The organism is Limnohabitans sp. INBF002 (assembly GCF_027924905.1).
Lineage (GTDB): Bacteria > Pseudomonadota > Gammaproteobacteria > Burkholderiales > Burkholderiaceae_C > Limnohabitans.
This window is the reverse complement of the sequence record NZ_AP027055.1, coordinates 895336-914572: the sequence shown is the minus strand read 5'-3', so window position 1 is coordinate 914572 and position 19237 is coordinate 895336. Positions and strand designations below refer to the sequence as shown.

The window sequence follows — 19237 nt, the reverse complement described above, 5'->3', positions numbered from 1 at the left end:
AGCTTGCTGGCTCGTTGAGCATGGGACACACCATGAAATTTTTCGAAAAATATTTAATGATCGCCAACCGAAGCGTGTTGATCGCTTTGCTTGCTGCCATGGCCATCATCATCTTCTCTAACGTGGTCTTGCGCTACGCCACCAACCAATCCATCGAATGGGCCGAAGAAGTGGCCCGCTACATGATGGTGTGGCTCACTTTCGTGGGTGCCGGCCCCGTGCTGCGCTACGGCGGCCACATTGCCGTCGAAAACCTACAAGACAGTTTGCCCATCGCTTGGGCACGCGCCATTCGCGTCTTGATTGCCGTGATGCTCACTGGCTTTTTCATCTTCATCATTTGGTATGGCCTCATTTATGTGGACCGTGTTCAGTACCAAATGACACCGACCACACAAGTTTCCATGTCATGGGTCTATGCATCCATGCCTGTAGGCGGCGCTTTGCTGCTTGCACATTGGCTCATCATTGTTCGCGACTATGTGCTCACCCGCACCTTCGCTTCCGATTCACACTTCGACGCTAACGCCAGCGCATCCCTATGAGTCTCAGCCTAATTCTTTTACTCAGCTGTTGCTTCTATTTGGCAATTGGCTTGCCCGTTGCGTTTGCGCTCGGCTTTTCCACACTCACCGCCTTGGTGTTTGGCGCGGACTTCCCACTCTTTGTGTTGCTCAAGCAAACCTACGAAGGTGTAGACAGTTTCCCGCTGATGGCGGTGCCATTTTTCATCTTGGCGGCTGAACTGATGAGTGGTGGTTCACTCACCGAAGTGCTGCTGAAGTTTGCGGCGCAGTTTGTGGGCCACAAACGCGGCGGCTTGGGCTACACCAACGTGGCGTCACTCACCTTCTTCTCAGGCATTTCTGGCTCAGCCTTGGCAGATGCCGCAGGCCCTGGCTCCATGATGATTCGCATGATGGACAAAGCCGGTTACGACCGTTCATACGCCGCAGCATTGACCGCGGCAACGGCCATCGTCGGCCCCATCATTCCGCCCTCCATCATCATGATCATCTATGCGCTGCAAGATGAACGTGTCTCCGTGGGGGCGCTGTTCGTCGCAGGTTTTATCCCCGGCATTTTGATTGCCGGCGGCATGGCCGCGGTCAACTGGTACATCTCTAAACAGCGCAACTACAAAGGCATCCCCGGCAACGAAACATTTGCCGAAAAAATGCTGGTCACTTGGAAAGCCATTCCTGCACTCATGTTGCCCGTGATCATTTTGGGCGGCATGCGCGCAGGTTGGTTCACACCCACCGAAGCCTCGGTGGTGGCGGTGTTCTACGCCTTGGTGTGTGGCAAATGGATTTACCGCACGCTGGAATGGAAAGCGGTGCCTGACATCTTGTCGCGCTCAGCCCTCATGACAGCCTCGGTGCTCATCATCATCGGCACATCCAACGCCTTTGCTTGGATTCTGACCATCGATGGCTTGCCCATCAAACTGGCTGAGTGGATGGGCGGACAAGACATGTCGGCCTTCACGTTCTTGATTGCTGTGAACATCTTCTTGCTGATCTTTGGCATCTTCATTGAGCCATTGCCAGGCGTGATGGTGTTGGTGCCAATCTTGGCCCCCGTGGCTGCCAAGCTGGGCATTGACCCGATTCACTTTGCCATGGTGGTCATCTTCAACTTGACGCTGGGCATGATCACGCCACCTGTTGGCGGCTTGCTGTTCGTCACCTCCAACGTGGCCAAAGTACCTCTGGATGCGCTGACACGAGAGCTCAAACCGTTCTTGATTGCGCACGCCATCATTTTGATCATGCTGACTTTCATCCCGGCCTTGAGCACATGGGCACCGCATGCCTTTGGTTTTCAATAAACACTGAACTGACTTTATGACAACTCAAACCCAAACCACACTGTCGATTGGCGTGATTGGCCTAGGAGCCATGGGCAAAGGCATGGCCAGCTCGCTGCGCCGTGCGGGCCACCACGTCAGCGTGTGCGACGTGCGCTACGAAGCTGCCGAAGCCTTTGCACAAGAAGGCGGCACAGCCCACAAGGCCCCCGCAGCGCTTGCGCAAGCGGCAGACATCATCGTCAGCGTTGTGGTCAATGCTGACCAAACCGAGCAAGTCTTGTTTGGTGCCAACGGCGCTGCTGCGCACATGAAAGCGGGCAGCTTGTTCATCATGTGCTCGACCGTGGACCCCAATTGGTCCGTGGCATTGGAAAAGCGCCTCAACGACATGGGCCTCTTGTATCTAGATGCCCCCATTTCGGGTGGTGCCGCCAAAGCTGCATCTGGCCAAATGACCATGATGACCTCAGGCCAAGCTGCCGCGTACACCAAAGCGGGCAACGCGCTCGAGAGCATGGCCGCCAATGTGTACAAACTTGGCGACCGCGCGGGCTATGGCAGCAAAGTCAAAATCATCAACCAGTTGTTGGCCGGCGTACACATTGCCGCAGCCGCCGAAGCCATGGCCTTAGGTCTACGCGAAGGTGTGGCGGCAGACGCCTTGTACGAAGTCATCACCAACAGCGCGGGCAACAGCTGGATGTTTGAAAACCGCATGGCCCACGTGCTCAAGGGCGACTACACCCCGCTGTCAGCCGTGGACATTTTTGTGAAAGATTTGGGACTCGTACTCGACACCGCGCGCGCCACCAAATTCCCTCTGCCCTTGTCGGCCACGGCCCACCAAATGTTCATGCAAGCCTCCACGGCAGGACATGGCCGCGAAGACGACTCGGCTGTCATCAAAATTTTCCCTGGCATTGAGTTGCCACAAGCCCACTGAGTCAAAGGTCAAGCAATGCGCATCCTCATCACAGGCGGCAGCGGCTTTCTTGGCGCGAGCCTCGCGCGCGAACTGTTGCAGCAGCCCTCCCTTCACCTCGAAGGCAAAGGTTCAGGCCCTGTCACCGAATTGGTGCTGACCGACCTCGTCGCACCACCGGCTGACTTGCAGCAAGACACCCGCGTGCGCGCGGTGGTGGGCGATTTGAGTGACTTGCTCCACACACAAACCCTCAAGCTCGACGGTGTCGATGCCGTGGTGCATTTGGCAGCGGCGGTCAGCGGCGAATGCGAAGCCAATTTGGATTTGGGTTTGCAAAGTAACTTGCAAACCTCTTTGAACTTGCTGCAAGCCGCGCGTCACCAAGCCAAGCAGCCCGTGTTTGTGTTTGCCAGCTCGGTCGCTGTGTTTGGCGCGTCGGCGGGTCAACAGCTACCCAGCAGCATCTCCGACACCTACCAACCCACGCCGCAAAGCAGCTACGGCATTCAAAAATTCATGGTCGAACAGCTGGTCGCCGACTTTTCACGCAAAGGTTTGATTCACGGACGCAATGTGCGATTGATGACCGTGTCGGTTCGCCCAGGCAAACCCAACGGTGCGGCCTCCAGCTTTTTGAGCGGCATGTTCCGCGAACCCTTGGCAGGCCAAGCATGCACCGTCCCCGTGCCTGCTGACACCCGTGTGGCCCTTGCATCGACAGACAAAACCATGCAAGGCTTGATGTGCGCCCTCACCGCGCCCACAGCGACATGGGGCGCCCCCACGGCCGTGAACCTGCCCGCACTCACCACCACGGTGGGCGAGATGGCGCAAGCGTTGAAAGAAATTGCAGGCGATGCAAGCGCTGCTTTGCTCGATTGGAAAGTGGACGCCAAAGTACAAGCCATCGTCAGCGGCTGGCCCAGCCAGTTTGACAACGACCGCGCCAAGCGCCTTGGCCTTGAGGCAGACAGCTCGGTCAAAAGCCTCATTCAATCGTATGCCGCGCGCCACCCACACGCCATCACCTGTGCGCTGAAGTTTTAAACACACCCATGACTCACCATTTGACAAAGCCTTTGCTGGGCTGCATTGCCGACGACTTTACGGGGGCCACAGACCTGGCCAACAACTTGGTTCGCGCCGGCATGCGCACCGTGCAAACCATTGGCGTGCCCACGGACAACCAGCCCATTGACGCAGACGCCATCGTGGTGGCGCTCAAGTCACGCACCATTCCCGCCAAAGACGCCATCGCCCAATCGCTGCAAGCCTATGCGTGGTTGAAAGCGCAAGGCGTCGAACAGATTTATTTCAAATACTGCTCGACCTTTGACTCCACCCCGCAGGGCAACATTGGCCCCGTCACCGAAGCCCTGATGGACGCCATGGATGGCCCGGGCAAAGGCTTCACCATCGTTTGCCCCGCCTTCCCTGAAAACAACCGCACCATTTTCAAAGGCCACTTGTTTGTGGGCGATGTGCTGTTGTCAGACAGCGGCATGCGCAACCACCCACTCACCCCCATGACGGATGCCAACTTGGTACGCGTCATGCAATCACAAACCCAACGCAAGGTGGGTTTGGTTGAGCAATCGTGCGTGTCTGCCGGACCTGACGCCATTCGTGCGCGCTTTCAAGCGCTGCAAGCCGAGGGCGTTGGCGTGGCCGTGGTGGACGCCATCAGCAACCAAGACTTGATGCACATGGGCCAAGCCTTGGCCGACATGCCCCTTATCACCGCAGGCTCGGGCGTGGCCATTGGCCTGCCTCAAAACTGGAAAGCGCGTGGCGTTTTAGCCGCCAACGCAGCGGCAGACACACTGCCTGCCGCCACAGGCTACCAAGCCGTGGTGTCTGGCAGCTGCTCGGTCGCCACCAATGCCCAAGTGCTGCACTGGCGCCAAGCGGGCAAGCCCGCATTTGCCGTGGACCCTTTGGCTGTGGCCTCTGGCACAGACGTGGTGCAACAAGCCCTGAACTGGGCCGCACCTCAACTCAAAGACGGCCCCGTGTTGATTTACGCCACCGCAGAACCTGCGGCCGTCCAAGCCATTCAAAACCAACTGGGTGTGGCCCAAGCCGGTGAACTGGTGGAGCACACCCTCTCGAACATCGCCAAAGGTTTGGTGCAAGCCGGCGTGCGTCAACTCGTGGTGGCGGGCGGCGAAACCTCAGGTGCCGTGGTGCAAGCCCTCGACGTCGAACGCATGGTCATTGGCCCACAAATTGACCCAGGCGTGCCATGGACCTCCGTGACATCCAAGGTCTGCCACGGCGATACAGTTCATGTCACTTTGAAATCTGGAAACTTTGGCACGCATGATTTTTTTGAAAAATCGTTCTCGCTGCTGAAATGACACGCCCATGACTGAACTTGAAATTCGCCAAGAAATTTGCCGCGTCGGCGCTTCGCTGTATGCACGTGGCTATGTGCATGCCAGCGCTGGCAACATCAGTGTCAAGCTGCCAGACGGTAGCTTTTTAATCACACCCACCGATGCTTGCCTCGGCAATTTGGTTGCCAGTGAATTGGCGCACGTCAGCGCTGAGGGTGAACAACTCAGCGGCGCACGCGCCTCGAAAACTTTGACCCTGCATCGCAGCATCTACGATGCGTCGTCGCAAGCCCATTGCGTCATTCACACCCATGCCACGCATTTGGTCAGCCTCACCCTGCAAGGCGTGTGGCGCACCTCAGACATCGTCCCACCGATCACGCCTTACTACGTGATGAAAGTGGGACACGTCCCCTTGGTGCCGTACCAACGCCCCGGCGCACCAGAGGTGGCCGCAGAGGTTGCATCCCTTATTGGCAAAAGCAACACACAGCACATGCCCCTTCGCGGCGTCATGCTCGAACGCCTTGGCCCTGTGGTGTGGCACCAAACGCCTGCCGAGGCCAGTGCCGTCCTCGAAGAACTCGAAGAGACAGCCAAACTCTGGCTCATGTCAGCGCGTCAAGCCAGCGCCCTGAGCGAGGCCCAAATCAACGAACTCCGTGAGCGCTTTGGCGCGCTCTGGTAACCCTTCATTTTCAAGACACATCTATGCCACGCTTCGCCGCCAACCTCAGCATGCTCTACAACGAGCATGAATTTTTAGACCGCTTTGCTGCAGCCGCCCAAGACGGCTTTCAGGCTGTTGAATACTTGTTCCCTTACGCCTTCGATGCCCATGACTTGAAGCAACGCTTGAGCGACAACGGCTTGCAACAAGTGCTCTTCAATGCACCTCCCGGTGATTGGGATGCAGGCGAACGCGGCTTGGCCTGCTTGCCCGGGCGCGAAAACGAATTTCAAACGGGCTTTCTCAAAGCGCTGACCTACGCCGATGTGTTGAACTGCCCACGCATCCACGTCATGGCGGGCTTGAAGCCCCATGGTGCAGACGCTGCCGCGCTAGAAAAAACCTACATTCAGAACATCGCGTGGGCCGCCACTGAAGCTAAAAAATCTGGCTGTGATGTGTTGATTGAACCCATTAACACCCGTGACATTCCTGGCTTCTTCTTGAACTACCAAGCGCAAGCGCACGAGATTGTTCAACACATCGGCGCGTCGAACGTCAAAGTGCAAATGGATCTTTACCACTGCCAAATCATGGAAGGTGACTTGGCGAGCAAAATTCGCCAATACCTGCCAACTGGCCGTGTGGGCCATTTCCAAATTGCAGGCGTGCCCATGCGCCATGAACCCGATTTAGGTGAGTTGAACCACCCTTACCTTTTTGAGGTCATCGACGAAGTGGCCGCCGCTTGCGGCTGGGAAGGTTGGATCGGTTGCGAATACCGTCCTGCCCGAGGTGCTGTGGCCAATGGCACGCACGATGGCTTGGGTTGGTTGCATTCGCAGCCCTAACACGCGACCAAACATTCTCAGCAAGGCTGTTTCAGGCGCTCAGCCCCTGCCTTGGCCATCGCTTCAAAACTGCTGTTCAAGCGGTTCTTGATGAAATACTCAATCACCGCGATGGGGAGAATCGAATCTGGCTCAGATTCGGTGCGGTACCTGAACCGCGTGCCATTGCCGTCTTGCTCTAAGCGCCATGCGCCTTTGTACGACTTGGCCTCGCCACTGATCTGCACAAAGTCTGTGCCAAGATTGGGCAGCTCCGTCATCTCCAACACCATGCGCATCTTGATGGGGAAAAACAAAATACGCTCTTGCAGCAAACGCTCCACACGCGCTTTGCGCGCATCAAGGCGCGTGGTGGCTGAAGCCACCACACCAGGAATATGAGTGGCAGCGTCATAGTCGGTGAGATAGCGGTACGACTGGCAAAGGCTCAAGGGCAAATAAAAACTGGCTTGGGTCAGAAACACGTTGCCTTGTTGCGTCACATCGACTTTGATTTTGTAATCATCAGCAGCCACCGCGCAAGCGCACACCATGATCCACGCACACCACAGCTGTTTCATCGAATGTCCCTCTCTTGATCTGGTCATATTAGCGGAACCATGAAACAAGTCACTTGAAAAAAGAACAATACGCCCCATGTCATCAAGACATCCATGGCAATCGCTGCCACGACTGATTTTTTACTCTTTCACGACCTTTAGAAATTACACATGACGACACCTCAGCTTTTCCAACCCACACGCATCGGCGACATCGAAGTAGCCAACCGCATCGTCATGGCGCCCCTCACGCGCAGCCGCGCGAATGATGGCGACATCCCCGGCAGCGCGATGAACGTGGACTATTACCGCCAACGCAGTGGCGCAGGCCTCATCATCAGCGAAGGCACACAAATTTCGCCCGTGGGCAAAGGCTACATGGCCACACCCGGCATTTATTCAGACGCCCAAGTCGAAGGCTGGAAGCCCATCACCCAAGCCGTGCATGACGCAGGCTCCAAAATCATTGCGCAAATTTGGCACGTGGGCCGCATCACCCACCCAGACCTGACGGGTGGTGCACAGCCCGTGGCTCCGTCGGCCATTCAGCCCAAGGTGGTGGCCTACACCCCCAACGGCAAAGTCGATGTGCCCGTGCCACACGCGTTGACCACTGCCGAAGTGAAAGAGGTGGTGCAGCAATTCCGCCAAGCCGCCGCCAACGCCATTCGCGCGGGTTTTGATGGCGTGGAGATTCACGGTGCCAACGGTTATTTGGTCGACCAGTTCATCCGTGACGGCGCCAACCAACGCACCGACGCGTACGGTGGGTCGATTGAAAACCGCTGCCGCTTCGCGCTCGAAGTGGTGGATGCCTGTGTGGCCGAAATCGGCGCGGGCCATGTGGGCATTCGTTTGTCGCCCCTCACGCCCTTCAACGACTTGGCTGACAGCAACCCACAAGCCGTGTTTGGCTATTTGGTCGAAGAGCTCAACAAGCGTGGCATCGCGTTCATCCACTTCATCGAAGGCGCCACCGGTGGCCCACGTGACGTGCCTGGCTTTGACTACGCATGGGCGCGCCAAGCGTTCAAAGGCACTTACATCGCCAACAACGGCTACGACCGCCAAATGGCCATGGACGCGATTGAATCTGGCAAAGCCGATGCCATCGCGTTTGGCCGCTTGTTCATCTCTAACCCCGACTTGGTGGCGCGTTTGAAGTTGAATGCGGCTTTGAACGAGCCCAACCCCAACACCTTCTACACACCCGGCCCCGTCGGCTACACCGACTACCCCACTCTCTAAAGAAAGGCCCACCATGAAATACCTACACACCATGGTGCGCGTCACCGACCTAGAAGCGTCGCTGCGCTTTTACCGCGATGCGCTGGGCTTGACGGTGCTGCGCACCAACGAGTACCCGCAAGGTCGCTTCACCCTGGTCTACCTTGCTGCGCCTGGCGATGAAGACGCACAAGTGGAGCTCACCTACAACTGGGACCCCGAGGTCTACACCGGCGGTCGCAACTTTGGTCACTTGGCTTATGCCGTCGACAACATTTACGCCACGTGCGAAAAGTTGCAAGCGCATGGCGTGACGATTCTGCGTCCGCCCCGCGATGGCCGCATGGCGTTTGTGCGTTCGCCCGATGACATCTCGGTGGAGTTGTTGCAAAAAGGTGAAGCCTTGGCACCACTTGCGCCGTGGGTGGACATGCCCAACATCGGCAGCTGGTAAACAAGCGGCCGTTTGGCCCAATACTTGCTCACCATGAAGGTCCACACGATGAACCTTCATGAAAAGCAAGTCTCAAAAAAATAAAAAACACGAAGCCTTGAGGATCGTCGTGGTCGCCCCAGACTTGGATGTGCAAGACACAGGTGACGACCACGCCGTCTCTCAGGCCAAGCGTTCTCGCGCCTTGCGAATTGGTTTGCTAGAAAGCGGCTTCAACCTGATTGCCACGCTGCCTGCCGATGTGTTCTTGTCAGACCGCATCCACCAGTTGCAACCCGATCTCATCATCGTGGACGCTGAATCTGAAGCACGCGATGCCTTAGAACACGTGGTGTTCGCCACCCGTGACGAGCGCCGCCCCATCGTGCTGTTCACCGACGACAACGACACCACCCATGTGCGCGACGCTGTGGCGGTGGGCGTGTCGGCCTACATCGTCGACGGGCTATCGAGCACGCGCATTCGCCCCATCCTCGATGTGGCCATGGCCCGCTTTGAATATGAAGAACGCTTGCGCGATGAACGCGACGATGCGCGCCATGCGCTGCAAGAACGCACCGTGGTCGACCGCGCCAAAGCGCTGCTGATGGAACGCCAAGGTTTGAGCGAGAAAGACGCCTTCAGCAAGCTGCGCAAAATTGCAATGGACAAAGGCCTAAAGATGGCCGAGGTGGCGCAACGCACCTTGGACATGGCAGACCTGCTGTCCTAGTTTGGTGCGCCTTCTTGGTGCGCTTTGATGCAAACGCCCCGCCATGGGGCGTTTTTTCATACGGGAGAACCCTCAACAGCTGGCACAGCTATTGCAAACAGTCCACAGTAAGAACCAATGACGGTTCAAGGACAAAGGCGTCCCCACCCATGCACCCTAGGTGCCTGTGGTGAGGACGCCTTTGTCGTTTCTGCCCCAGTTTTTTATTTAGGAGTGATGTCATGACGAAACTTTTGGAGACCCCCATGAGCCGCCGCAACATTTTGCAAGCTGCCACCGCAGGCGCACTGACCATCGCCCCCGCGTTGCGTGCCGCGGTGTATGCCCAAGGTTCAGACAAGCCCGAAAAAGAAGAAGTGCGCATTGGCTTCATTCCCCTCACCGACTGCGCGAGCGTGGTGATGGCGTCGGTGTTGGGCATCGATAAAAAGTATGGCGTCAAGATCATCCCCACCAAAGAGTCCAGCTGGGCCGGTGTGCGCGACAAATTGGTCAACGGCGAGCTTGACTTTGCCCACGCTTTGTACGGCCTGATTTACGGCGTGCACATGGGCACGGCCGGTCCTAAAAAAGACATGGCCGTGTTGATGAATTTGAACCAAAACGGCCAAGCCATCACGCTGTCCAAAAAGCTCGCCGACAAAGGCGCGGTCGATGCGGCCAGCCTCGCCAAACTGATGGCCTCCGAGAAACGCGAATACACCTTCGCACAAACCTTCCCCACGGGCACACACGCCATGTGGCTGTATTACTGGTTGGCCAGCGTGGGCGTGAACCCACTCAAAGACGCCAAGGTCATCACCGTACCGCCCCCTCAAATGGTGGCCAACATGCGCGTGGGCAACATGGACGGCTACTGCGTGGGCGAGCCTTGGGGCCACCGCGCGATTGCCGATGGCATTGGCATCACCGCCGCCACCACGCAAGACATCTGGCGTGACCACCCTGAAAAAGTGTTGGGCACCACGGGCGACTTCGTCAAGAAATACCCCAACACCGCACGCGCTGTGACCGCCGCGATTTTGGAAGCCAGCAAGTGGATTGACGCGGGCTTGCAAAACAAAATGAAGATGGCCGAAACCATCGCCGACAAATCGTATGTCAACACCAGCGTGGACGTGATCAACCAACGCATCTTAGGTCGCTACCAAAACGGTTTGGGCAAAACCTGGGACGACCCCAACCACATGAAGTTCTTCAACGACGGCACGGCCAACTTCCCTTACCTCTCAGACGGCATGTGGTTCCTCACGCAACACAAGCGCTGGGGTTTGCTCAAAGACCACCCTGACTATTTGAAAGTGGCCAAAGAGATCAACCAAATCGACCTCTTCAAACAAGCCGCTGCGGCCAGCAAAACGCCAGTGCCTAAAGACGTGATGCGCACCAGCAAATTGATGGACGGCGTGGTGTGGGACGGCAAAGACCCGAAGAAATACGCCGACAGCTTCAAGGTCCATGCGTAAAGCACCGACGAACGCTCTTCTCGAACAAGGACACATCACATGTATTTGAAACACCTGTTGTCACGCGTGGTGCCGCCCTTCATGGGCTTGGCACTGCTGGTGGGCATTTGGTCGCTGGTGTCTGTCACCAGCACCAACAACTTTCCCAACCCAACCGACACCTTCTGGCAAGCCGTGGATGTGTTCAGCAACCCGTTCTACAGCAACGGCCCCAACGACCAAGGCGTGGGCTGGAACGTGTGGAGTTCTCTCAAACGCGTGGCACTGGGCTTTGGCTTGGCCGCGCTGGTGGGCATTCCTTTGGGCTTCTTGATTGGGCGCTTCGAGTTCTTGTCTCGCATGTTCAACCCGCTCATCAGCTTGTTGCGCCCTGTGTCGCCCTTGGCTTGGTTGCCTATTGGTTTGTTGGTGTTCAAAGGCGCTAACCCTGCGGCCATTTGGACCATCTTCATTTGCTCGATTTGGCCCATGGTCATCAACACCGCCGTGGGCGTGCAACGTGTGCCGCAAGACTACATGAACGTGGCGCGTGTGCTCAACCTCTCGGAATGGAAGATTGTCAGCAAGATTTTGTTCCCCGCTGTGCTGCCCTACATGTTGACCGGCGTGCGCTTGGCCGTGGGCACCGCTTGGTTGGTCATCGTTGCGGCTGAGATGCTGACGGGCGGCGTGGGCATTGGCTTTTGGGTGTGGGACGAGTGGAACAACCTGAATGTGAAAAACATCATCATCGCCATCTTCGTGATTGGCATTGTGGGCTTGGTGTTGGAGTACGCCCTCATCAAACTCGCCACCGCATTCACCTTTGAGGAGGTGCAGTCATGAACGCATCGTTGACCAGCAAGTATTTGCAAATTCAGGGCGTGGCCCAAACCTTTCGCACCGCCAAAGGCGACTTCCCTGCGCTGCGCGACATCGACCTGACCGTGGGCAAAGGCGAGTTCGTCGCCCTCATCGGCCACTCGGGTTGCGGCAAGTCCACCTTGCTCAACCTCATTGCAGGTTTGACCACGCCAACACAAGGCACCTTGATTTGCGCCAACCGCGAAATCGCAGGCCCCGGCCCCGAGCGTGCGGTGGTGTTTCAAAACCATTCACTCTTGCCTTGGCTCACTTGCTTTGAAAACGTTTACCTCGGCGTGGAACGCGTGTTCGGTCAAAGCGGCATCGTGGACGGCAAGCCCAAAGAAGACAAAGCCCAACTCACCGCACGCACCCACGCGGCACTCGACATGGTGGGCTTGAGCCACGCCGCACAAAAGCGCCCTGGCGAGATTTCGGGTGGCATGAAGCAACGTGTGGGCATTGCCCGCGCCTTGGCCATGGAACCGCAAGTGCTGTTGATGGACGAGCCCTTTGGCGCCTTGGATGCATTGACACGCGCCAAGCTGCAAGACGAGTTGCTGGCCATCGTGGCCAACACGCAAAGCACCGTGGTGATGGTGACGCACGATGTGGACGAAGCCGTGTTGCTGTCCGACAAGATTGTGATGATGACCAACGGCCCCGCTGCCACCATCGGCGAAGTGCTGCACGTGGACCTGCCTCGCCCCCGCTCTCGCGTGACGCTGGCTGACGACCCTGCCTATTTGCACTACCGCAAAGCCGTGATTGACTTTTTGTACACGCGCCAAGCGCACGTCGAAAAACACTAAGGAGTTGGACATGACCAACAAACTCAAACTCGTGATGGTGGGCAACGGCATGGCCGGTGTGCGCACCTTGGAAGAACTCATCAAGCTCACGCCAGACCTGTACGACATCACCGTCTTCGGCTCGGAGCCACACCCCAACTACAACCGCATCTTGTTGTCGCCCGTGTTGGCGGGTGAGCAAACCTTGGATGAAATCATCCTCAACCCAATCGACTGGTACAGCGACAACCACATCACCTTGCACACCAGCTGGACGGTGACCGAGGTGGACCGCGTCAAACGCGTGGTGCACGCCACCAACGCTGCAGGCGAAATCAAGAGCGCGCCGTATGACCGCTTGATTTTGGCCACGGGCTCCAACCCCTTCATGCTGCCCGTGCCAGGCCGCGAGTTGGACGGCGTGCTGGCCTACCGCGACATCGCCGACACACAGGCCATGATTGACGCGGCCACACAATACAAACACGCCGTAGTGATTGGCGGCGGCTTGCTCGGCCTCGAAGCCGCCAACGGTTTGATGAAGCGCGGCATGAGCGTGACCGTGGTGCACGTCGGCGAATGGCTGATGGAGCGTCAGCTCGACAAAGTCGCGGGCGGTTTGTTGCAACGCTCGCTCGAAGAACGCGGCATGCAATTCCGCATGGGCGCACACACCCAAGAATTGCAAGCGGACAAAAACGGGCGTGTGGCATCGGTGTTGTTCAAAGACGGTTCACACGTCCCCGCCGAGTTGGTGGTGATGGCTGTGGGCATTCGACCCAACACAGCGCTGGCCGAAAAAATGCACCTGCATTGCGAGCGTGGCATTGTGGTCAGCGACACACTGCAAACCGTGACCGACCCACGCATTTATGCCGTGGGCGAATGTGCGGCCCACCGTGGCATTGCCTATGGTTTGGTGGCACCTTTGTTTGAACAAGGCAAGGTGTTGGCCAACCATTTGGCCGAGTTCGGCATTGGCCGTTACACCGGCTCGCTCACCTCGACCAAGCTCAAAGTCACCGGCATTGATTTGTTCAGCGCGGGCGACTTCATGGGCAGTAACGACGGCAGCACCGAAGAGATTGTGTTGAGCGATCCGCACGAAGGCGTGTACAAAAAACTCGTCATCCGCAACGACCAATTGGTGGGCGCGTGTTTGTATGGCGACACCGTGGACGGCAGCTGGTACTTCAAGCTCCTGCGCGATGGCCGCAGCGTAGCCGACATCCGCGAGAAACTGATGTTTGGCGAATCCAACATTGGCGACGTGGGCCATGAAGGCCACAGCAAAGCCGCCAGCATGCCCGACGATGCCGAGGTGTGTGGTTGCAACGGCGTGAAAAAAGGCGCGATTTGCAAAGCCATCAAAGACAAAGGTTTATTCACTTTGGATGAGGTGCGCAAGCACACCAAGGCCAGCGCCTCGTGCGGCTCCTGCACAGGCTTGGTCGAACAAATTTTGATGTTCACCGCAGGCGGCGACTACTCGGCCACACCAAAGAAAAAAGCCATCTGCGCTTGTACCGACCACAGCCACCAAGAAGTGCGCGACGCGATTCGTGACCACAAGCTGTTGACCAACGACGCGGTGTTTGAATTCTTAGAGTGGAAAAAACCAAGCGCAGACGTCAAAGCCACGGGCTGCGCCACCTGCCGCCCTGCCATCAACTATTACCGCATGAGCAGCTGGCCCAAAGAAGCCTTGGACGACCCGCAAAGCCGCCTCATCAACGAGCGCAGCCACGCCAACATCCAAAAGGATGGCACTTACAGCGTCATCCCACGCATGTGGGGTGGCGAGACCACCGCCGACGAGCTTCGCCGCATTGCCGATGTGGTTGACAAATACAACATTCCCACCGTCAAGGTCACGGGCGGTCAACGCATTGACTTGCTCGGTGTGAAGAAAGAAGACTTGGTCAATGTGTGGAAAGACATTGGCATGCCTTGCGGCCACGCCTACGCCAAAGCTTTGCGTACCGTCAAGACCTGCGTGGGCAGCGAGTGGTGCCGCATGGGTACGCAAGACAGCACACAAATGGGCAAGGACCTTGAGAAAGCCATGTGGCGCATGTACGCGCCGCACAAAGTGAAGTTTGCGGTGTCAGGCTGTCCGCGCAACTGCGCAGAGGCCGGCATCAAAGACGTGGGCATCATCGGCGTGGACAGCGGCTGGGAGATGTACATCGCAGGCAACGGCGGTATCAAAACCGAAGTGGCCGAGTTCTTTGTGAAGGTCAAAACCTCAGAAGAAGTGATGGAGTACACCGGTGCCTTCATGCAGCTCTACCGCGAAGAAGGCTGGTACTTGGAGCGCACCGTGCACTACGTGAACCGCGTGGGCATGGACTATGTGAAGAAAAAAATCTTGGACGACGAAGCAGGCCGCAAAGCCTTGTGGGCACGTTTGCAATTTGCGCTCGACGGCGAACCCGACCCATGGTTTGAGTTCGACAAAGCACAAGTCGACACGCGCCAGTTTGAAGCCCTCACCGTTTAAGGAAACACACCATGACCGAATGGAAAGTCATTTGCAAAGTTGACGACATCCCCGTGCTGGGCGCACGCCGCGTGCAGCGCGCCAAGGGCGTCGAAGTGGCGGTGTTTCGCAACGCCGAAGACAAAGTGTTTGCCTTGCTCGACCAATGCCCGCACAAGCGCGGCCCCTTGAGCCAAGGCTTGGTGTTTGGCGAAACCGTGGTGTGCCCGTTGCACAACTGGCACATCGGTTTGGTTGATGGCTGCGCCCATGCCCCCGACGAGGGCTGCACCACCCGCTTTGCGGTGCGTGTAGAAAACGGCGATGTGGCCTTGGATGTGAACGAGCTCAACACGCTCGCCATTGACGACGCCGCGCACTGAAACACACGCACTTCGACTCACACCCCGTCACCCACTGCCCGAAAGAAGCCATGAAAGAAACGCGTTCAACCTGCCCCTACTGCGGCGTGGGCTGCGGCGTCATCATCGAATCGAATGCGGGCCACATCACAGGCGTGCGTGGCGACCCTACGCACCCTGCCAACTTTGGCCGCTTGTGCAGCAAAGGCTCGAACTTGCACCTCACGGCCAGCCCCGTGATGGCAGAACAAACGCGTTTGCTGCAACCCATGCGTCGCTTGGTACGTGGCGGCAGTTTGCAACCCATGGCGTGGGACAACGCCATGCAACTGGCCAGCCAAACACTGGCCAGCATCGTGCGCGCGCACGGGCCTGATGCTTTGGGTTTTTATGTGTCGGGCCAGTTGCTGACCGAAGACTATTACGTGTTCAACAAGTTGGCCAAAGGCTTGCTGGGCACCAACAACATCGACACCAACTCGCGCCTGTGCATGAGCAGCGCCGTGGCGGGCTACAAGCTCACCCTCGGCGCTGATGCCCCGCCCGCTTGCTACGACGACGTGATGCACGCCAACTGCCTGTTTATTGCGGGCAGCAACGCGGCCTATGCGCACCCGATTTTGTTCAGGCGCATCGAAGACGCGCGGGCGAAAAACCCCAACCTCAAAATCATCGTGGCCGACCCGCGTCGCACCGACACCGCCAGCAGCGCCGACCTGCATTTGCAGCTGCAACCCGGCACCGATGTGACCTTGTTTCACGGCATGTTGCATGTGATGCTGGCCGAGAGCTGGGTCGACACGGCTTACATTGCCGCACACACCGAGGGCTTTGAAGCCTTGCAAACCTTGGTGGCCGACTACACGCCGGCACGCGTGCAAGAGGTCTGCGGCATCACCCCTGAACAACTGCTGCAAGCCACCCGCTGGTTTGCGGGCGTGCCGCCGCACAGCGCCAACAACGCACCTGACCCCGCATGGCGCACGCTCAGCCTGTACTGCCAAGGCTTGAACCAATCCAGCAGCGGCACCGCCAAAAACGCCTCGCTCATCAACTTGCATTTGGCGACCGCACAAATTGGCAAAGCCGGTGCAGGCCCCTTCTCACTCACCGGCCAACCCAACGCCATGGGCGGACGCGAAGTGGGTGGTTTGGCCAACCTCATCAGCGCGCACCGCGACATGAGCAAACCCGAACACCGCGCCGAAGTGGCTGCCTTGTGGGGCATTGACGATGTGCCATCCAAGCCCGGCAAGACTGCCGTCGAGATGTTTGAAGCCGCCGCCGACGGCGAAATCAAAGCGCTGTGGATTGCCTGCACCAACCCGGCGCAATCCATGCCCGACCAAGCCACCGTGCGCCGCGCCTTAGAACGCGCGGAGTTTGTGGTGGTGCAAGAAGCCTTTGCCACAGCCGAAACCTGCGCCTTCGCCGACCTGTTGTTGCCCGCCACCACCTGGGGTGAAAAAGAAGGCACCGTCACCAACAGCGAACGCCGCATCACCCGCGTGCGTGCGGCTGTGCCTGCGCCCGGTCAAGCGCGGCACGACTGGCAAATCGTGGTGGACTTGGCTGCGCGTTTGCGTGAAGAGCCGGGTGTCACGCCACACGCCACACCCGATAACGCATCCTCGTTGGGACACCCAAACAACGCCGCCCGCGGCCTGCACATGGCCTACACCTCGCCCGAAGAAATTTGGGTGGAGCACCGCGAATCCACCCGCGGCCGTGACCTCGACATCACGGGCTTGAGCTACGCACACTTAGAAACCACGCCCGAGCAATGGCCCATGCGCGAAGGCGCCGCCCACGGCCAAGCGCGCTTGTACGAAGACGGCGTGTTTGCCACCGCCAGCGGGCGCGCCAAATTTGCAGCCTTGCCTTATGTGCCCACGGCGGAAGCCCGCGAGTCACGTTTTCCGTTCTCGCTCAACACCGGCCGCTTGCGCGACCAGTGGCACGGCATGACGCGCACCGGCTTGGTCGGCAAACTGTTTGGCCATGTGTCGGAGCCTGCGGTGCAGTTGCACCCCGACGACATGGCGCGACTCGGCTTGACCGAAGGCGGCTTGGTGCACGTCACCAGCAAGCGCGGCTCCATCGTGGTGCCCGCCCAGGCCACCAGCGACCTCGGCACCCACCAAGCCTTCATCGCCATGCACTGGGGCCCTGCGTTTTTGAGCGGTCGCGACCACCAAAACAAACCGCTCGCAGGCGTCAACGCCATCACCACCTCGGCGTATTGCCCCAGCTCCAAGCAGCCCGAGCTCAAGCATGCCGCGGTCAAAGTGCTCAAAGCCGAACTGCCTTGGACCTTGCTCGCCGTGGCGTGGTTGCCCGAAGACAAAGCGCAAACCACCTTGCAAGCCCTGCGCGCGCGCATGGTGCAGTTTGAATTTGCCAGCTGCGTGCCGTTCAGCGATACCCCCACTGAGGGCCCCGCCCGTCAAGGCGTGTTGATGCGTGCGGCGTGCAGCGAAGCGCCCGACATGGCTTGGGTGCACGACATGGAGCAGCTCTTGGGCTTGAGCGGCAGCGACAGCTTGCGCTACGTCGACGCCAAGCGCAGCCAATTGCGCAGCATGCGTTTGCAACACAGCGAGGCAAACAAAGTCAACGACACACAGCTACAGGCCTTCATCATCGCGGGCGACACCTCAGCTGAAACGTGGCTCAAAGCTTTGTTGCAAACACAAGCATCGACCCACGCATATGGACGCCGCTTGTTGATGACCGGCAGCAAACCACCGGTGGCCTTGGTCGATGCAGGCACCACCGTGTGCAGCTGCGTGGGCGTGAAAGATGTGGCCATTCGCAACCACCTGAAGATTTACAAAGGCGACAGCGCACAACGCTTGGCATCGTTGCAAGGCACGCTCAAGTGCGGCACCCAATGCGGCTCGTGCGTGCCCGAACTGCGCCGCATGATTCAACTCACCGAGCACACGACATGACACACAGCAAGACACACGCACAGCCACACGTCACGCTCGTGGGCGCAGGCCCGGGCGACCCTGAACTGTTGACCCTCAAAGCGGTCAAAGCCATTGCAGCGGCCACCGTTTTGTTGGTCGACGATTTGGTCAGCGACGCCATCGTCACTTACGCCTCGCCGTCCGCACGCATCATCCATGTGGGCAAACGTGGCGGCTGTCAATCCACACCCCAAGCGTTCATCGAAAAGCTGATGCTGCAAGAAGCCTTGGGCGGCGAAAACGTGGTGCGCCTCAAAGGCGGCGACCCTTTCATCTTTGGACGTGGCGGTGAAGAAGTCGAACACTTGCGCGCGCAAGGTGTGAAGGTCACCGTCATCAACGGCATCACCGCAGGCTTGGCAGGCGTCACCTCATTGGGCGTGCCGCTGACGCACCGCGCACATGCGCATGGCGTGTTGTTCATCACCGGCCACGCGAAACAAGATGCCACCGATGCCGTGGATTGGGCAGCCCTGTCGCACACCGCGGCACAGGCCAAGCTCACCTTGGTCATTTACATGGGCATGCGCGGTGCGGCGCAACTGCAAGCCGCATTGCTGCACGGACTAGACCCCCACACACCTGTGGCGGTGATTCAACACGTGAGCCTGCCCACGCAACGCCATGTGGTGTGCACCCTGAATGATCTGCACCACACCGTGGTGCGCGACCAAATGGCCAGCCCTTCCGTCATCGTGGTGGGCGATGTGCTGCAAGGCTTGCTGCACATCGAACAGAACAACCAGCGCCTCGTCGCTGCGGGCTAAATCTTTTCAACCAACCTA

The 19237-nt window shown here is 58.3% G+C and carries 18 protein-coding genes; 17 read left to right on the top strand and 1 reads right to left on the bottom strand.

Translation table 11 applies throughout. The annotated features are described in order from the left end of the window. Positions 1-32: 32 nt before the first annotated feature. From QMG15_RS04660 to otnI, 7 genes are read left to right on the top strand one after another with little or no spacing between them, the layout of a single operon-like run. Complete coding sequence (locus QMG15_RS04660) at positions 33-545, top strand: TRAP transporter small permease (RefSeq protein WP_108359328.1); 513 nt, start codon at positions 33-35, stop codon at positions 543-545. Beyond that, positions 542-1834 carry a TRAP transporter large permease gene (locus tag QMG15_RS04655; protein WP_281789732.1) on the top strand — a complete coding sequence of 431 codons (1293 nt, stop codon included), beginning with the start codon at positions 542-544 and terminating at the stop codon, positions 1832-1834. The genes QMG15_RS04660 and QMG15_RS04655 overlap by 4 nt, the downstream gene beginning before the upstream one ends. Before the next feature lie 16 nt (positions 1835-1850). Next, positions 1851-2759 (top strand): L-threonate dehydrogenase, encoded by a 909-nt coding sequence (gene ltnD / locus QMG15_RS04650; protein ID WP_281789731.1) that lies wholly within the window; start codon positions 1851-1853, stop codon positions 2757-2759. A gap of 15 nt (positions 2760-2774) precedes the next feature. Continuing rightward, complete coding sequence (denD, locus tag QMG15_RS04645) at positions 2775-3788, top strand: D-erythronate dehydrogenase (RefSeq protein WP_281789730.1); 1014 nt, start codon at positions 2775-2777, stop codon at positions 3786-3788. Between the two features lie 8 nt (positions 3789-3796). After that, complete coding sequence (otnK, locus tag QMG15_RS04640; RefSeq protein WP_281789729.1) at positions 3797-5101, top strand: 3-oxo-tetronate kinase; 1305 nt, start codon at positions 3797-3799, stop codon at positions 5099-5101. A gap of 7 nt (positions 5102-5108) precedes the next feature. Next, entirely contained in the window at positions 5109-5768 is a 660-nt protein-coding gene (locus QMG15_RS04635; RefSeq protein ID WP_281789727.1) for an aldolase, read from the top strand. Between the two features lie 23 nt (positions 5769-5791). Next, on the top strand, positions 5792-6601 hold the full coding sequence (gene otnI, locus QMG15_RS04630) for a 2-oxo-tetronate isomerase (protein ID WP_281789726.1): 810 nt from the start codon (positions 5792-5794) through the stop codon (positions 6599-6601). 17 nt (positions 6602-6618) lie between these two features. Here the strand turns inward: otnI and QMG15_RS04625 are convergent, their stop codons facing one another. After that, positions 6619-7161, bottom strand: coding sequence for an SRPBCC family protein (locus QMG15_RS04625; RefSeq protein ID WP_281789725.1), 543 nt, complete (start codon positions 7159-7161; stop codon positions 6619-6621). 150 nt (positions 7162-7311) lie between these two features. On the opposite strand from QMG15_RS04625, the gene QMG15_RS04620 reads away from it, so the two are divergent. The 10 genes from QMG15_RS04620 to cobA all read left to right on the top strand — a co-directional run bounded on the left by QMG15_RS04620 (position 7312) and on the right by cobA (position 19219). Beyond that, positions 7312-8388, top strand: coding sequence for an alkene reductase (locus tag QMG15_RS04620; RefSeq protein ID WP_281789724.1), 1077 nt, complete (start codon positions 7312-7314; stop codon positions 8386-8388). Positions 8389-8401: 13 nt separating this feature from the next. Beyond that, positions 8402-8821 (top strand): VOC family protein, encoded by a 420-nt coding sequence (locus tag QMG15_RS04615; RefSeq protein WP_281789723.1) that lies wholly within the window; start codon positions 8402-8404, stop codon positions 8819-8821. Positions 8822-8879: 58 nt separating this feature from the next. Continuing rightward, positions 8880-9533, top strand: a complete 654-nt coding sequence (locus QMG15_RS04610) for an ANTAR domain-containing protein (RefSeq protein WP_281789722.1) — start codon at positions 8880-8882, stop codon at positions 9531-9533. Between the two features lie 221 nt (positions 9534-9754). After that, complete coding sequence (locus tag QMG15_RS04605; RefSeq protein WP_281789721.1) at positions 9755-10999, top strand: CmpA/NrtA family ABC transporter substrate-binding protein; 1245 nt, start codon at positions 9755-9757, stop codon at positions 10997-10999. Positions 11000-11038: 39 nt separating this feature from the next. Further along, positions 11039-11824: a nitrate ABC transporter permease gene (ntrB, locus tag QMG15_RS04600; RefSeq protein ID WP_281789720.1), complete on the top strand. Its 786-nt coding sequence runs from the start codon at positions 11039-11041 to the stop codon at positions 11822-11824. Next, positions 11821-12654, top strand: coding sequence for an ABC transporter ATP-binding protein (locus QMG15_RS04595; RefSeq protein WP_281789719.1), 834 nt, complete (start codon positions 11821-11823; stop codon positions 12652-12654). Before ntrB ends, QMG15_RS04595 begins: the two co-directional genes overlap by 4 nt. Positions 12655-12664: 10 nt before the next feature. Beyond that, positions 12665-15136 carry a nitrite reductase large subunit NirB gene (nirB, locus tag QMG15_RS04590; protein WP_281789718.1) on the top strand — a complete coding sequence of 824 codons (2472 nt, stop codon included), beginning with the start codon at positions 12665-12667 and terminating at the stop codon, positions 15134-15136. Positions 15137-15147: 11 nt separating this feature from the next. Continuing rightward, positions 15148-15498 carry a nitrite reductase small subunit NirD gene (gene nirD, locus QMG15_RS04585; RefSeq protein ID WP_281789717.1) on the top strand — a complete coding sequence of 117 codons (351 nt, stop codon included), beginning with the start codon at positions 15148-15150 and terminating at the stop codon, positions 15496-15498. A 50-nt stretch (positions 15499-15548) separates the two neighbouring features. Further along, on the top strand, positions 15549-18431 hold the full coding sequence (locus tag QMG15_RS04580; RefSeq protein WP_281789716.1) for a nitrate reductase: 2883 nt from the start codon (positions 15549-15551) through the stop codon (positions 18429-18431). Then, complete coding sequence (cobA, locus tag QMG15_RS04575) at positions 18428-19219, top strand: uroporphyrinogen-III C-methyltransferase (protein WP_281789715.1); 792 nt, start codon at positions 18428-18430, stop codon at positions 19217-19219. The genes QMG15_RS04580 and cobA overlap by 4 nt, the downstream gene beginning before the upstream one ends. The last annotated feature ends 18 nt before the right edge of the window (positions 19220-19237 follow it).

What these genes read in the sequence shown, in the direction of transcription:
- QMG15_RS04660 (WP_108359328.1), top strand. Translation starts at nt 33, where the DNA reads ATGAAATTTTTCGAAAAATATTTAATGATCGCCAACCGAAGCGTGTTG.
- QMG15_RS04655 (WP_281789732.1), top strand. Translation starts at nt 542, where the DNA reads ATGAGTCTCAGCCTAATTCTTTTACTCAGCTGTTGCTTCTATTTGGCA.
- ltnD (WP_281789731.1), top strand. Translation starts at nt 1,851, where the DNA reads ATGACAACTCAAACCCAAACCACACTGTCGATTGGCGTGATTGGCCTA.
- denD (WP_281789730.1), top strand. Translation starts at nt 2,775, where the DNA reads ATGCGCATCCTCATCACAGGCGGCAGCGGCTTTCTTGGCGCGAGCCTC.
- otnK (WP_281789729.1), top strand. Translation starts at nt 3,797, where the DNA reads ATGACTCACCATTTGACAAAGCCTTTGCTGGGCTGCATTGCCGACGAC.
- QMG15_RS04635 (WP_281789727.1), top strand. Translation starts at nt 5,109, where the DNA reads ATGACTGAACTTGAAATTCGCCAAGAAATTTGCCGCGTCGGCGCTTCG.
- otnI (WP_281789726.1), top strand. Translation starts at nt 5,792, where the DNA reads ATGCCACGCTTCGCCGCCAACCTCAGCATGCTCTACAACGAGCATGAA.
- QMG15_RS04625 (WP_281789725.1), bottom strand. Translation starts at nt 7,161, where the DNA reads ATGAAACAGCTGTGGTGTGCGTGGATCATGGTGTGCGCTTGCGCGGTG.
- QMG15_RS04620 (WP_281789724.1), top strand. Translation starts at nt 7,312, where the DNA reads ATGACGACACCTCAGCTTTTCCAACCCACACGCATCGGCGACATCGAA.
- QMG15_RS04615 (WP_281789723.1), top strand. Translation starts at nt 8,402, where the DNA reads ATGAAATACCTACACACCATGGTGCGCGTCACCGACCTAGAAGCGTCG.
- QMG15_RS04610 (WP_281789722.1), top strand. Translation starts at nt 8,880, where the DNA reads ATGAAAAGCAAGTCTCAAAAAAATAAAAAACACGAAGCCTTGAGGATC.
- QMG15_RS04605 (WP_281789721.1), top strand. Translation starts at nt 9,755, where the DNA reads ATGACGAAACTTTTGGAGACCCCCATGAGCCGCCGCAACATTTTGCAA.
- ntrB (WP_281789720.1), top strand. Translation starts at nt 11,039, where the DNA reads ATGTATTTGAAACACCTGTTGTCACGCGTGGTGCCGCCCTTCATGGGC.
- QMG15_RS04595 (WP_281789719.1), top strand. Translation starts at nt 11,821, where the DNA reads ATGAACGCATCGTTGACCAGCAAGTATTTGCAAATTCAGGGCGTGGCC.
- nirB (WP_281789718.1), top strand. Translation starts at nt 12,665, where the DNA reads ATGACCAACAAACTCAAACTCGTGATGGTGGGCAACGGCATGGCCGGT.
- nirD (WP_281789717.1), top strand. Translation starts at nt 15,148, where the DNA reads ATGACCGAATGGAAAGTCATTTGCAAAGTTGACGACATCCCCGTGCTG.
- QMG15_RS04580 (WP_281789716.1), top strand. Translation starts at nt 15,549, where the DNA reads ATGAAAGAAACGCGTTCAACCTGCCCCTACTGCGGCGTGGGCTGCGGC.
- cobA (WP_281789715.1), top strand. Translation starts at nt 18,428, where the DNA reads ATGACACACAGCAAGACACACGCACAGCCACACGTCACGCTCGTGGGC.